Here is a 12,690-nt window from a genome sequence, read left to right on the forward strand (position 1 = left end):
CGTTGACGTTTTTATTGATTTTGTTCAGTTTTCAATGTTCAATTATGCTGTCTGACAGCAACTTTTATATAATACCATTTCGCCGTTTTCGTTGTCAACAACTTTTTTAAATTGTTATAACACGTTTGCGTCTTGCGCAGCGGCAAGATTTAATTTAACACGATTCGTTATAATAGGTCAATTGTTTTTTCGTATTTTTTTATTTTTTATCCATATACTCTTATTAATCCTTTTAAATCGGGGGCTTTAAACGATGATTCCATTCCTGTTTATACAAGCGAAACAACTCAAATGGGTCGCTTTTCTTCTTTTTTCAGTTTGTCTTTTTTTATTATCTCTTCACCCGGAAAGCGATCAGCCAGTGATTTCGACAAATGGTCCGATGAAGGCTATTTATGCCGGCCAAGATGGTATTTCTTTAACAGTGAATGCGGATCAGCAAGACCAAAACATCGGAAAATTAGTTAAACTGCTTATAGAAAATGAAACAACCGCTTCTTTTTTCGTAACATCTTCCTGGCTTGAACATCATCCTAAAACAACCAAATTGCTCGTCGACAGAGCATTTGACATAGGCGTTCTTATTACGGATTCTTCGAACGAAGACGTAATCGTTCAAGAGATCAACGCAGTCAAAAAAATCCTTTCCTCACACGGGAAAATTAATATTGTATTTTTGCGGGCAGCCGATGGTGTGGAACAGGATGGCATACTGCGTGTTGCGGAATCTAACGGGTACTTGCCAGTACAGTGGAGTGTGGATTTAAGAAACCGCCCCGCTTCATCTTTTGTCGAAAATGCTAAAAAAGGGGATATTGTCTTATTAAATCTTGATTCAGATCAACAGGTGACCAAAAAAATGATTTCTATATTGTCTGCCAAAGAGACACCGATCAGTCTATCTGAAATGATCGGCGGCCGAGCGGATATTCAGTACATTCCATAAAAAAAAGAAAGCCGGCGACTATCCGGCTTTCAGGATTTTTTTGTTGTATTTCGGTAAAAATAATAGTTGGAATGCATTACATGGCAATAATGTAAAGAGCATTAAATAGAGCCAGCTTTCTTCGTTTGCCTGCAGGACTGGAAGCCATTCAAGTGTTGTAACGACGACCATGAAAAAGAAAGCCGCAATAAATACGTTTTTATTTTTTCCTTTCCCTTTCAACCAGGCAACTGCCAGACCAACGATTAAAAGGATGAATGCAAGTATAAAATAAGATCCGATTGCTTCCCCTTCACTGCTGAATGCTTTAAATCGGAAATAGACAAGATCAAACAGTACGACAATAATTAATGCAATCTGAATAAAGCTCCAGTAAGAACGGAATAATCCTAGTCCAAATTGATGAATGGTTAAGTAAGCAAAGAAGCCCATTTGACTGATTACGCTAAATGTAAAACCAACGCCGATCAGCCAAGCAAGAACGGACAGCACTTCCCCCCATTCTCCATTTGCAAAAAGCGGTGCGAACTCGTTCCAACGGATAATAAATCCAAGAACGCCTGTTACCGCTCCGCCGATAAGCAATGTATGTGTAAAAAATCGTATCCAGTTTCGTATACCCACGTATAAATCCCCCTGTACATTCTTCTGTTACGATTGTATCAATACACCTGTGAAAAAGAAAGACGATGACAAGTGGACAATTCTTGTCTTTCATAAAAAAAACTTCCGGACCGCAGTCCGGAAGTTTTCTTATTTTGCCAGCTTTGTATCGAGCTTTTTAGCGATTTCCTGATAAATGGCACCCAGTGGATGGTCTTCTGCGTAAACAGATGGAGCGAAATCATTCTCGTTCCAGTCTGGCTGTTGCAGTGGAAGACGTCCAAGTAATTCAGTACGCAGTTCGTCAGCCAGCTTGTCTCCGCCTCCCTGGCCAAAAATGTATTCTTTTTCACCTGTGGCTTTATTTTCAAAGTAGGCCATGTTTTCAATAACACCTACAACCTCATGATCAGTCTGCAGTGCCATCGCGCCTGCGCGTGCTGCGACGAATGCAGCAGTCGGATGCGGTGTAGAAACGATAACTTCTTTACAATGCGGCAGCATCGTATGCACATCAAGCGCAACGTCACCTGTTCCTGGCGGCAAATCGAGCAGCAGGTAGTCAAGATCGCCCCACTCGACTTGTGAGAAAAAGTTGTTTAGCATTTTTCCAAGCATCGGCCCGCGCCAAATAACGGGTGCGTTGTCATCGACGAAAAACCCCATGGAAATGACTTTCACACCGAATCGTTCAACCGGCATTATTTTTTCTCCATTAATAGTCGGGCGTACTGCTATGCCCATCATATCCGGAACGCTGAATCCATATATATCGGCATCGACCAAGCCTACTTTTTTTCCTAGTCGGGCTAGGGAAATCGCCAGGTTGACGGATACGGTTGATTTACCGACGCCGCCTTTTCCACTTGCGATCGCTAAAAAGGTCGTCCCGCTTTCAGGAGAAAGCAAGTTTTTATTTTCACCTGCTGCCTTTGTTCCACGGAACTGGGCAATCTTCTCTTCTGACAGCTCAGTAAAACGGATACCAACTGATTCAACACCCGCTTCTTTTAAGGTGTTAACGATTCTCATTTGCAGCTGCAGCTGTTCAGGTGTGCCTGTTTGAGCAATAGCGACCTTCACGCTTACATGATTTTTTTCTTCTTTAATTGAAATTTCTACGATACCGTCTGTTTCCGCTAATGTTTTATGTAAAAAAGGGTCTTCTAGGGCATTTACGATATCGCGTACTTGTGATTCTGTAATCAATGGGTGCACCATCCTTCGTTTAAAGTTTTCGCATTCATTAGTATAGCATACTCTTCTATAGAAGGATGGAAAAGCTACTTAGTTTGAAAATATCGTAATATGCCCCGAGAAACGGAAGCCGCCGTTTTTTCCTGATATTCTTCATCCAGCAGCAAGCGCCGCTCTTGTGGATTTGACAAGAACCCGATTTCGACCAATGCACCAGGTATATCCGCTTCTTTTAAAATATAGACATGTCCAATCTCTGCAGGTGTTCGGTCTGTATTTTCTAAATTCCTTGTCAATTCCTTCTGAATCGATACAGCCACTTTTTTGTTTTCAGGCAGATGAGGAGCATAAAAGGTTTGTGCACCGCGCCAATCTTCTGTTGGAATCGCATTTAAATGAATGCTGATAAACAAATCTGCACCTGATTCGTTAATAAGCCGGCTTCTTTCTTGCAAATCTTCTATTTTTCTCGTGCGAATTCGCTCCGTCTCTTTTCGTGCAAGGTCCGTGTCCTCTTCCCTCGTCAATAAAACGACAGCTCCCTGACCGTTTAAATGTTCTCTTAGTTTTTTCGCGACCGATAACGCAATGTCTTTCTCAAGCGCATCTTCATCTCCCGCTCCGCCATCCACACCGCCATGTCCTGGATCAATCAAAATCGTAACCCCTGAGAGCGGCGGTTTCCATACATTAAAGACCGGCTTTATATCTTGATAAAAAAAGGCTGCGATTGTAATGAAAAGAATGACAATAGCAGTGCGTTTCATGGACAATCCCCCCTCATCACGACCAGTATATGATGGTGTGGCTGTTCAAATGAAAAAATCCTTTCTCCACATGAGAGAAAAGATTAGAGGATGGAACTCCATTGCCGTTATCATATTAAAAAGGAACCCAGAGTAGGCTGATTAAAATCCACAAAATTATGATGCATGATCTACCCCATGCTTCCCTCCTGATTAGACAGCATAAAAAGGCAGAGGAAAGAAGAGGTTTGAACACACTCCATACCCCCAAGACAATGAAACATCTATATGCACGTCACAAACGACTTGCCGCAATGAGTTTCAATGGTATAAGGAACTTTAAAATGCGGTCAGGTCAAATCATTAAAAAAGACCCCCAGCCAAAATGGCTGAGAGCCTTCCAAACGCCCAAAATTAACGTTTTGAGAACTGAGGTGCGCGACGAGCGCCTTTAAGACCGTATTTTTTACGTTCTTTCGCACGTGCATCACGTGTAAGGTAGCCGGCACGTTTAAGTGTCGGACGGAATTCTGGATCAGCTTGCAGAAGAGCGCGGGCGATTCCGTGACGGATCGCTCCTGCCTGTCCTGTGTAGCCGCCTCCGTTTACATTTACATGTACATCATAGCTGTTTACTGTTTCAGTCGCAACGAGCGGCTGGTTAATCACAGTGCGCAGCGCTTCAAATGGGATATAATCTTCAGCAGTACGGCCGTTGATTACGATTTTGCCTTCGCCTGGTACTAAGCGTACGCGAGCTACTGAACTTTTACGGCGTCCTGTGCCTAAGTATTGAACTTGTGACAATGTCATTTCCTCCTTTTAATTTTTATTATCCGCGAAGTTCGTAAACTTCTGGTTGTTGTGCTTCATGTTTGTGCTCTGCTCCAGCATATACGTGAAGTTTTTTGAACATTTGACGACCTAAAGAACCTTTTGGAAGCATGCCTTTAATAGCAAGTTCTAGCATTCTTTCAGGGTTTTTGTCACGCATATCTTGTGCTGTGCGTGTTTTCAAGCCACCTGGATACATGCTGTGGCGGTAGTAAATTTTCCCTTGAAGTTTGTTGCCTGTCAATTCAATTTTAGAAGCGTTGAGGATGATCACGTGATCACCAGTGTCAACGTGCGGTGTGAAAGTTGGTTTATGTTTGCCGCGCAAAATAGATGCTACTTCGCTTGATAGGCGGCCCAATGTTTTGCCTTCAGCATCGATAACGAACCATTTACGATCGATTTCGCCTGCTTTAGCCATATAAGTCGTACGCATTGTTTACCCTCCTGATTAATTATGTTTTTACGGTTCCATGTATTTATATCACGAATAAGTTTCCGGGGCTCATCGTGGGGTCAAATAACATACCATATGCTATAATATATCGTCTTCAATTCATTGTCAAGAAAAAATGCAACACTTGGTTTAGTTGTCATAGAAAACTTGCCATAAATACAAGCCTGCGGCGGGAGCAGTTTGTCCTGCATGCTGACGATTGCGGTCTGCCAAAATTTTCGCTACATCCTCTGGCTCCATGCGGCCGTTGCCCACTTTTATTAACGTCCCGACCATAATTCTCACCATATTATACAAAAATCCATTGCCGGTAAACCTCACTTCAAGGTCATTGCCGGTTTCAATAAACAATATATTGGTGACGGTTCTCACTTTATTTTCTTTGTCTGTTTTCGCTGAGCAAAAAGACGTAAAGTCATGCTCCCCAATTAAATGAGCTGCCGCTTTTTTCATGCGTTCCACATCCAATGGATACGGGTAATGATAGGCGTATGACGTACGAAACGGGTCGCGGTACGGCGTCCGGTAAATCCGGTAGCGATACTCTTTCCCCGTTACCGAATAACGTGCATGAAACGAGTCTGGCACTTCCTCGGTCCGCTTCACGGAAATATCCTGTGGCAATTCTCCATTTAATGCTCTCGCCCATCTATCGGCGGGCATAGCAAGCGGCGTGTCAAAGTGTACAATTTGCCCTAGCGCATGAACGCCGGCATCTGTACGCCCTGATGCGTGCGTTTTAACCGTCATTTTTTTATGGATTTTCCATAGTGCTTTCTCGAGCTCCTGCTGGACAGTACGGTCATTCAGCTGTGACTGATATCCTGAAAAGCGCGAGCCGTCATACATGAGCTCACATTTTATCCGCTTCAATTCCATCTCTCCCATTAACTTCTTAACATGAACAGCGCTGCACACAAAGCGACAAGGAGGAACATCGCTATCGTATCACGCGTGCTCCATTGCAGGATGCGGTATTTCGTCCTTCCTTCACTGCCTTTGTAGCCTCTCGCTTCCATGGCCACTGCCAGCTCCTCCGCCCGTTTAAACGCGCTTACAAACAGCGGAATCAAAAGAGGTATGACCGCTTTAACCCGTTCCGGTATCGATCCGCTCGAGAAATCCGCTCCCCTTGCCATCTGTGCTTTCATAATTTTATCCGTTTCATCAAGAAGTGTCGGAATAAAACGCAGTGAAATCGACATCATTAACGCCAGTTCATGTACGGGCAATTTTAATTTCTTTAACGGCCCAAACAAGCTTTCAATCCCGTCCGTTACCGAAATAGGCGGCGTTGTAAGCGTAAGGAGCGATGTAACGAAAATGAGCAATAAAAATCGGATTGAAATTAACACGCCCTTTATAACGCCGCCTTTGTAGATCGTCAAAAAACCGATCTGGGCTAAAATGTCCCCTTCTTTTGTAAAAAACACGTGAAGAAAGAACGTAAAAAGAATAAGAATAAGTACAGGCTTTAACCCATTGATTAAAAATCGCAGCTTTACTCTAGATAAAAGAACAATCAAACATGTAATGGCTCCGAGAACCGCATACGTCACGGCGTTATTGGCTAAAAACACGATGATAACAAACCCGAAAATAAATAACAGCTTTGCCCGCGGATCCATTTTGTGTACGACGGAATCTGCCGGCAAGTAACGGCCGACGATCATTTTCTCCATCATGTCATTTCACCGCGCAGTCTGCTCACTTCAGCGGCAAGTTCTTCCGGTGTTAAACACACTTTATCGAGCGGGTGTCCTAAATGCGACTCAAACATTCGCTGAAACCGGACTGTTTCCGGTATATCAAGGCCGACATTTGTTAAACTGTCCGCATCGCTAAAAATATCACGAGGGGCCCCGGTACGGTACACCTGCCCTTTATGCATAATGATGATTTTGTCGGCATAACGCGCTGCGTCTTCCATGCTGTGCGTCACAAGAACACACGTCAGCCCATTCTTCTTTTGAAGCGTGGCAAACATGTTCATTATGTCCTGGCGCCCTCGCGGATCCAGACCTGCTGTCGGCTCATCCAGCACAAGGACATCCGGTTTCATTGCAAGAACTCCCGCAATCGCCACACGCCTCATCTGTCCACCTGATAAATCAAACGGCGATTTCCCAAGTACCTCTTCCGGCAGGCCGACAAGCCCGATTGCTTCCCGGGTCCGCTTTTTTGCCTCTTCTTCGCTCACGCCAAAATTCATCGGACCAAAACAAATATCTTTTTCAACCGTTTCATCAAACAGCTGATGCTCCGGAAATTGAAAAACAATGCCAACACGGCGGCGCACATCTTTTAATTTTTTTCCCTTTCGCCCTGCCGCAATGGTCCGGCTTCCAATCTCGATTTCTCCTTTTAACGGCCTGAGCAACGCATTCAGATGCTGAAGAACAGTCGATTTGCCCGATCCGGTATGGCCGATAATCGCCACATACTGACCGGACGGAATAGTGAACGTCACGTCCATAATAGCCTGGCGTTCAAATGGCGTGCCGGCTGCATAACTGTATTCTACTTCTCGAAGTTTAATGTCCATAAATCCTTCACCAGCTCTTCTTCATTAAAATGACGCCTTGACAGCTGAAGACCTGCGTCTGTCAGCAGCTGACTCATTTGGACAGCAAACGGCACACCAAGTCCAAGATTAAGCAATTCCCGGTCCAGTTGAAAAATCCTCTCAGGTGTTCCCTCTGTATATAGCATGCCTTCATTCAATACAATAACCCGATCTGCTCTTGAGGCTTCCTCAAGGTCATGTGTAATTGAAATTACCGTCAGCCCTTCATTTTCGTTCAATTCTCGTACTGTATTGATTACTTCTTCCCTTCCGAGCGGGTCAAGCATAGATGTTGCTTCATCGAGCAAAACAATGTCTGGACGCAGGGCAATAACGCCGGCGATAGCAACGCGCTGCTTCTGTCCGCCGGAAAGATGGTGCGGCTCTTGATTCAGAAAAGCAGTCATGCCTACTTTTTCAAGAGAGGCAAACACACGCTCCTGCATAGCGCTATGTTCAACTCCGTTATTTTCTAACCCAAAAGCCACATCATCCTGTACGGTTGTTCCAACAAATTGATTATCCGGGTTTTGAAAGACCATTCCTAGTTTTTCACGAATCAACCATACATTTTCTTCAATTAATGCATACCCGCCAATCGAAACAGTTCCTTCCGACGGATAGTGAAGTCCATTTAGCATTTTTGCTAGTGTTGACTTTCCAGAGCCATTATGACCGACAATGGCCAGCCATTCTCCTTTATATACATCAAATGAAACATTGCGCAGTGCAAAAGCTTCCTGATCCGGATATTGAAAAGAAACCCCTTTGATTGAAATGACCTTCTCCTTCATCCTTTATCCCCCTATTCCTGCCAAAACAAAAAAAGCCCGCACCCCGAACCAAAGAATAAACATTCTTGCCGCGCTGCGGTCGGGTTGAGGGGTGCATGAGCTAGACGGGACGCACGTTTGAGCAAGTGGTACGCCCATCGTAACGCTCTAAGCTTGTTGAGTAAAAGTGCAAGGCCGCTTACCTGCGACAAGCATAAGCAGAGCACTGGCGGAGGCGTTTTGTGCCTCCAGAAGTGATTGGCTTATGACCTTGAGCCGATGGCGCCTGGAATTAGATAGTGTCCAAATACTTGCACTTTTTAAAAATATAAAAAAAGGGCAAAACAAAGCAAAGGTTTTGTTTTGTTCTGCCCATTTCGCGGTCTTATTGGCTATTAAACAAGCTCAATAATCACCATTGGTGCGCCATCGCCGCGGCGTGGACCGACTTTCATAATGCGAGTGTAGCCACCTTGACGCTCTGAGTAGCGTGGTGCAACATCATCAAATAATTTTTGAAGAGCGTATACTGGCTGCTCTTTCGTTTTGCCTTTTTTCTCTACTTCAACAGTAGAAGCGACTTCGTGACGAAGGAATGCTGCAGCCTGACGGCGGGCATGCAAATCACCACGTTTACCGAGTGTAATCATTTTTTCTACAACTGAGCGCAATTCTTTCGCGCGTGCTTCAGTCGTTTCGATGCGTTCACTGATGATAAGATCTGTTGTAAGATCGCGGAGCATCGCTTTGCGCTGAGCGCTTGTACGTCCTAGCTTTCTGTAAGCCATGAAGAAACCCTCCTTTATTGATGTCGTTGATTAAATCAATCTTCTTTTCGCAAGCCCAGACCGAGCTCGTCCAGTTTCGCTTTTACTTCCTCAAGCGATTTACGGCCAAGATTTCGGACTTTCATCATGTCGTCTTCGCTCTTGTTCGCAAGTTCTTGAACGGTATTAATGCCAGCGCGTTTCAGGCAGTTATAAGAACGGACGGAAAGATCAAGTTCTTCGATCGTCATCTCTAGTACTTTTTCTTTCTGATCTTCTTCTTTTTCCACCATGATTTCCGCATGCTGTGCTTCATCTGTCAAGCCAACGAAAATGTTAAGATGTTCTGTTAAGATTTTCGCACCTAAAGAAATGGCTTCTTTCGGTCCGATGCTGCCATCTGTCCATACGTCCAGTGACAACTTATCAAAGTTTGAAAGCTGTCCAACGCGCGTATTTTCCACCTGGAAATTCACGCGGGAAACAGGTGTATAGATGGAGTCGATCGCAATGACGCCGATTGGATGATCTTCTTTTTTATTGTGATCAGCCCGGTTGTATCCTCTGCCGCGCTGTGCCGTCAAACGCATACGGAAATTAGCATTTTCACCTAATGTCGCAATATGCAGATCCGGATTTAAAATTTCCACATCGCTGTCATGAGTAATGTCGGCAGCCGTTACGGTTCCTTGACCCTGTACATCGATTTCAAGCGTTTTTTCCTCATCGGAATAAATCTTCAACGCAAGCTTTTTGATATTCAAAATGATCGATGTAACATCTTCTACGACGCCTTCAATCGTTGAGAATTCGTGCAATACTCCATCAATCTGGATAGCAGTAACCGCAGCACCTGGAAGTGAGGATAATAAAATACGACGCAAGGAGTTACCTAGAGTTGTACCGTATCCGCGCTCAAGTGGTTCTACGACGAACTTACCAAATGTAGCATCATCGCTGATCTCAACCGTTTCAATTTTTGGCTTTTCAATTTCGATCATTCCATTTTCCCTCCTTCGATACGTCGAAACTTCGGCAAGCCGAAATTCCCCATGTTTACCATTCCCGATTTTACATAAAAAGTGGTCAATTTCTGAATCTAAACAGTTAATTTTCCATTATAACCGGAATAGTTATCCTTTATGCAGGAAGATTAAACACGGCGACGTTTTGGAGGACGGCAACCATTATGTGGAACTGGTGTTACGTCTTTAATAGCTGTAACTTCTAGTCCTGCTGCTTGAAGAGCACGGATTGCTGCTTCACGACCTGAACCAGGACCTTTAACTGTTACCTCAAGTGTTTTCATACCATGCTCGATTGATGCTTTTGCAGCTGTTTCAGCAGCCATTTGAGCAGCAAACGGAGTAGATTTACGTGATCCTCTAAAGCCTAGAGCACCTGCACTTGACCATGATAGAGCGTTACCGTGAACGTCTGTAATAGTTACGATTGTGTTGTTGAAAGTTGAGCGGATGTGTGCAATACCAGATTCAATATTCTTTTTCACACGACGCTTGCGAGATTGTTGTTTACGAGCCATGTCTAAACTCAGCCTCCTTTACCAATTATTTTTTCTTGTTAGCTACAGTTTTACGCGGGCCTTTACGAGTACGCGCATTGTTTTTTGTGTTTTGACCACGTACTGGAAGTCCGCGGCGATGACGGATACCACGGAATGAACCGATTTCCATCAAACGTTTAATGTTAAGAGATACTTCACGGCGAAGGTCACCCTCCACTTTTAAGCGGTCTACGATATCACGGATTTTATTTAATTCATCTTCCGTCAAATCACGAACGCGCGTATCTTCAGACACACCTGCTTCAGCTAGAATCTTCTCAGCTGTTGGTCTGCCAATACCAAAAATATAAGTTAACGAGATAACTACACGCTTATCGCGTGGAATATCAACACCTGCTACACGTGCCATAAAATGTGCACCTCCCTTTAGAATTAGCCTTGTTTTTGTTTATGCTTAGGGTTTTCACAAATAACCATAACTTTGCCGCGTCTGCGAATAACTTTACATTTCTCGCAGATTGGCTTTACTGATGGTCTTACTTTCATTTCTCCAACCTCCTTAATAGTCCGGAGCGCCATATATGTTTATTTGTAACGGTACGTGATCCGTCCGCGTGTTAAATCATACGGTGAAAGTTCTACTGTTACTTTATCGCCAGGCAGGATACGGATAAAGTGCATACGAATTTTACCTGAAACGTGAGCTAAAATTGTATGTCCATTTTCCAATTCTACCTTAAACATGGCGTTTGGCAAAGTTTCAGTTACTGTACCTTCAATTTCAATTACATCGTCTTTCGCCATTTTTTCATCTCCCTTCACTTTTCATCCCGATCGGCGGATGCCTAAGCTTTCGTCAAAATGTCGAAGCCTGTTTCGGTTATCGCAATTGTATGTTCAAAATGAGCACACATTTTTCCATCCTGGGTAATGACAGTCCAATTATCCTCAAGTGTCTTTACGTAACGACGACCGGCATTGACCATCGGTTCGATCGCGAGCACCATTCCGGGTTTTAGCACTGGACCTTTTCCCGGCGGACCGTAATGAGGAATTTGCGGAGCCTCATGAAGGTTCTGCCCGACACCATGCCCAACATACTCACGAACGATTGAAAAGCCATTCGATTCCACATACGTTTGAATTGCATGGGAGATGTTTGAAAGACGTTCACCCGGTTTCGCTTCATTGAGCCCGATGTAAAGCGATTCCTCTGTTACTTCGAGAAGCTTCTCCGTCTCAGGTGCAATCCGGCCGACAGAATATGTCCAAGCCGAGTCGCCATGATAACCCTTATAGTAAGCACCAATATCAACGCTGATGATATCACCTTCTTCTAATAGACGGTCACTGGGTATTCCGTGCACCAGCTCTTCATTAACTGAAGCGCAAATGCTGCCTGGAAAGCCGTTGTATCCTTTAAAAGAAGGCTCAGCTCCGAAACTTCTAATGAACTTTTCAGCCACTGCATCAAGCTCTATCGTACTTACACCGGGGGAGATATGTTTTTGCAATTCCTGGTGTGTCAGCGCTACAATGCGCCCCGCTTCTTTCATAATCTCCAGTTCTCGAGGGGTTTTACAAATGATCATTATTTACGCAGGCCTTCAAGAAGCTGATCAATGTCTTCAAATACAACATTGATATCTTGCTGGCCGTTAATGTTTTTCAAATATCCTTTTTCGCTATAAAAAGCAAGCAATGGTTCCGTTTGCTTTAAGTTAACGTCAAGGCGGTTTTGAACCGTTTCCGCATTATCATCTGCACGTTGATAAAGTTCACCGCCGCAGCGATCGCATTTATCTTCTTGAGATGGCGGATTGAATTCAAGATGATACGTCGCACCGCAGCTTTTGCATATGCGCCGGCCTGTTAAGCGTGCCATTAGAATATCTTTATCGACATCCACGTTAATGACATAATCAATTTTACGGTCAAGGTTTGCTAGAATGTCTTCAAGCGCCTCTGCCTGAGCAACTGTACGAGGGAATCCATCAAGAAGGAAACCTTGTTCGCAATCGGCTTTCGCAAGGCGTTCGTTCACAATTCCGATTGTTACTTCATCCGGAACGAGCTCCCCTTTATCCATAAATGATTTTGCTTTCAAGCCAAGTTCCGTTTCATCCTTCATTGCTGCACGGAACATGTCACCTGTTGAAATGTGTGGAACACCATACTTTTCAACAATTTTTTCTGCCTGAGTCCCTTTACCAGCACCCGGCAATCCCATTAACACGAGATTCATTGAAATACCCCCTCAGTCTGTTAGAGTGAAG

Annotated in this window: 18 protein-coding genes; 1 reads left to right on the top strand and 17 read right to left on the bottom strand. The window is 44.1% G+C overall.

The window, feature by feature from the left end; all coding sequences use genetic code 11:
* Positions 1-253 precede the first annotated feature (253 nt).
* Positions 254-946, top strand: a complete 693-nt coding sequence (locus tag BTO28_RS04215; RefSeq protein ID WP_076764309.1) for a polysaccharide deacetylase family protein — start codon at positions 254-256, stop codon at positions 944-946.
* A gap of 18 nt (positions 947-964) precedes the next feature.
* On the opposite strand, the gene BTO28_RS04220 is transcribed toward BTO28_RS04215, so the two are convergent.
* The 17 genes from BTO28_RS04220 to BTO28_RS04300 all read right to left on the bottom strand — a co-directional run bounded on the left by BTO28_RS04220 (position 965) and on the right by BTO28_RS04300 (position 12,659).
* Entirely contained in the window at positions 965-1,570 is a 606-nt protein-coding gene (locus tag BTO28_RS04220) for a KinB-signaling pathway activation protein (protein ID WP_076764310.1), read from the bottom strand.
* A gap of 129 nt (positions 1,571-1,699) precedes the next feature.
* The gene (locus BTO28_RS04225) at positions 1,700-2,758 is read right to left on the bottom strand and encodes an Mrp/NBP35 family ATP-binding protein (RefSeq protein ID WP_076764311.1); all 1,059 of its coding nucleotides are present in this window, start codon (positions 2,756-2,758) and stop codon (positions 1,700-1,702) included.
* Positions 2,759-2,832: 74 nt separating this feature from the next.
* A complete protein-coding gene (gene cwlD / locus BTO28_RS04230) occupies positions 2,833-3,513 on the bottom strand; it encodes an N-acetylmuramoyl-L-alanine amidase CwlD (protein WP_076764312.1) in 681 nt (226 codons plus the stop codon).
* Between the two features lie 393 nt (positions 3,514-3,906).
* Entirely contained in the window at positions 3,907-4,299 is a 393-nt protein-coding gene (gene rpsI, locus BTO28_RS04235) for a 30S ribosomal protein S9 (RefSeq protein WP_076764313.1), read from the bottom strand.
* A 25-nt stretch (positions 4,300-4,324) separates the two neighbouring features.
* On the bottom strand, positions 4,325-4,762 hold the full coding sequence (gene rplM / locus BTO28_RS04240) for a 50S ribosomal protein L13 (protein WP_076764314.1): 438 nt from the start codon (positions 4,760-4,762) through the stop codon (positions 4,325-4,327).
* A gap of 150 nt (positions 4,763-4,912) precedes the next feature.
* A complete protein-coding gene (gene truA, locus BTO28_RS04245) occupies positions 4,913-5,656 on the bottom strand; it encodes a tRNA pseudouridine(38-40) synthase TruA (protein WP_076764364.1) in 744 nt (247 codons plus the stop codon).
* Between the two features lie 14 nt (positions 5,657-5,670).
* Positions 5,671-6,468: an energy-coupling factor transporter transmembrane component T family protein gene (locus tag BTO28_RS04250; protein WP_076764315.1), complete on the bottom strand. Its 798-nt coding sequence runs from the start codon at positions 6,466-6,468 to the stop codon at positions 5,671-5,673.
* Positions 6,465-7,328 (bottom strand): energy-coupling factor ABC transporter ATP-binding protein, encoded by an 864-nt coding sequence (locus tag BTO28_RS04255; protein WP_076764316.1) that lies wholly within the window; start codon positions 7,326-7,328, stop codon positions 6,465-6,467. The genes BTO28_RS04250 and BTO28_RS04255 overlap by 4 nt, the downstream gene beginning before the upstream one ends.
* On the bottom strand, positions 7,304-8,143 hold the full coding sequence (locus BTO28_RS04260) for an energy-coupling factor ABC transporter ATP-binding protein (protein ID WP_076764317.1): 840 nt from the start codon (positions 8,141-8,143) through the stop codon (positions 7,304-7,306). The genes BTO28_RS04255 and BTO28_RS04260 overlap by 25 nt, the downstream gene beginning before the upstream one ends.
* A 374-nt stretch (positions 8,144-8,517) precedes the next feature.
* Positions 8,518-8,910, bottom strand: coding sequence for a 50S ribosomal protein L17 (gene rplQ / locus BTO28_RS04265; protein ID WP_076764318.1), 393 nt, complete (start codon positions 8,908-8,910; stop codon positions 8,518-8,520).
* 35 nt (positions 8,911-8,945) lie between these two features.
* Positions 8,946-9,890 carry a DNA-directed RNA polymerase subunit alpha gene (locus BTO28_RS04270; RefSeq protein WP_076764319.1) on the bottom strand — a complete coding sequence of 315 codons (945 nt, stop codon included), beginning with the start codon at positions 9,888-9,890 and terminating at the stop codon, positions 8,946-8,948.
* A 152-nt stretch (positions 9,891-10,042) separates the two neighbouring features.
* Entirely contained in the window at positions 10,043-10,432 is a 390-nt protein-coding gene (rpsK, locus tag BTO28_RS04275) for a 30S ribosomal protein S11 (protein ID WP_075397838.1), read from the bottom strand.
* A 25-nt stretch (positions 10,433-10,457) separates the two neighbouring features.
* Complete coding sequence (gene rpsM, locus BTO28_RS04280) at positions 10,458-10,823, bottom strand: 30S ribosomal protein S13 (RefSeq protein ID WP_076764320.1); 366 nt, start codon at positions 10,821-10,823, stop codon at positions 10,458-10,460.
* Between the two features lie 23 nt (positions 10,824-10,846).
* Positions 10,847-10,960 carry a 50S ribosomal protein L36 gene (gene rpmJ, locus BTO28_RS04285; RefSeq protein WP_000868344.1) on the bottom strand — a complete coding sequence of 38 codons (114 nt, stop codon included), beginning with the start codon at positions 10,958-10,960 and terminating at the stop codon, positions 10,847-10,849.
* A 39-nt stretch (positions 10,961-10,999) separates the two neighbouring features.
* Positions 11,000-11,218 (bottom strand): translation initiation factor IF-1, encoded by a 219-nt coding sequence (gene infA / locus BTO28_RS04290; protein ID WP_018395177.1) that lies wholly within the window; start codon positions 11,216-11,218, stop codon positions 11,000-11,002.
* A gap of 41 nt (positions 11,219-11,259) precedes the next feature.
* The gene (gene map / locus BTO28_RS04295; RefSeq protein ID WP_076764321.1) at positions 11,260-12,006 is read right to left on the bottom strand and encodes a type I methionyl aminopeptidase; all 747 of its coding nucleotides are present in this window, start codon (positions 12,004-12,006) and stop codon (positions 11,260-11,262) included.
* Entirely contained in the window at positions 12,006-12,659 is a 654-nt protein-coding gene (locus tag BTO28_RS04300; protein WP_076764322.1) for an adenylate kinase, read from the bottom strand. Before BTO28_RS04300 ends, map begins: the two co-directional genes overlap by 1 nt.
* Between the last annotated feature and the right edge of the window lie 31 nt (positions 12,660-12,690).

Source organism: Domibacillus epiphyticus (assembly GCF_001975785.1).
Classification (GTDB): domain Bacteria; phylum Bacillota; class Bacilli; order Bacillales; family Domibacillaceae; genus Domibacillus; species Domibacillus epiphyticus.

What these genes read in the sequence shown, in the direction of transcription:
- BTO28_RS04215 (WP_076764309.1), top strand. Translation starts at nt 254, where the DNA reads ATGATTCCATTCCTGTTTATACAAGCGAAACAACTCAAATGGGTCGCT.
- cwlD (WP_076764312.1), bottom strand. Translation starts at nt 3,513, where the DNA reads ATGAAACGCACTGCTATTGTCATTCTTTTCATTACAATCGCAGCCTTT.
- rplM (WP_076764314.1), bottom strand. Translation starts at nt 4,762, where the DNA reads ATGCGTACGACTTATATGGCTAAAGCAGGCGAAATCGATCGTAAATGG.
- BTO28_RS04250 (WP_076764315.1), bottom strand. Translation starts at nt 6,468, where the DNA reads ATGATGGAGAAAATGATCGTCGGCCGTTACTTGCCGGCAGATTCCGTC.
- BTO28_RS04255 (WP_076764316.1), bottom strand. Translation starts at nt 7,328, where the DNA reads ATGGACATTAAACTTCGAGAAGTAGAATACAGTTATGCAGCCGGCACG.
- BTO28_RS04260 (WP_076764317.1), bottom strand. Translation starts at nt 8,143, where the DNA reads ATGAAGGAGAAGGTCATTTCAATCAAAGGGGTTTCTTTTCAATATCCG.
- rplQ (WP_076764318.1), bottom strand. Translation starts at nt 8,910, where the DNA reads ATGGCTTACAGAAAGCTAGGACGTACAAGCGCTCAGCGCAAAGCGATG.
- BTO28_RS04270 (WP_076764319.1), bottom strand. Translation starts at nt 9,890, where the DNA reads ATGATCGAAATTGAAAAGCCAAAAATTGAAACGGTTGAGATCAGCGAT.
- rpsK (WP_075397838.1), bottom strand. Translation starts at nt 10,432, where the DNA reads ATGGCTCGTAAACAACAATCTCGCAAGCGTCGTGTGAAAAAGAATATT.
- rpsM (WP_076764320.1), bottom strand. Translation starts at nt 10,823, where the DNA reads ATGGCACGTGTAGCAGGTGTTGATATTCCACGCGATAAGCGTGTAGTT.
- rpmJ (WP_000868344.1), bottom strand. Translation starts at nt 10,960, where the DNA reads ATGAAAGTAAGACCATCAGTAAAGCCAATCTGCGAGAAATGTAAAGTT.
- infA (WP_018395177.1), bottom strand. Translation starts at nt 11,218, where the DNA reads ATGGCGAAAGACGATGTAATTGAAATTGAAGGTACAGTAACTGAAACT.
- map (WP_076764321.1), bottom strand. Translation starts at nt 12,006, where the DNA reads ATGATCATTTGTAAAACCCCTCGAGAACTGGAGATTATGAAAGAAGCG.
- BTO28_RS04300 (WP_076764322.1), bottom strand. Translation starts at nt 12,659, where the DNA reads ATGAATCTCGTGTTAATGGGATTGCCGGGTGCTGGTAAAGGGACTCAG.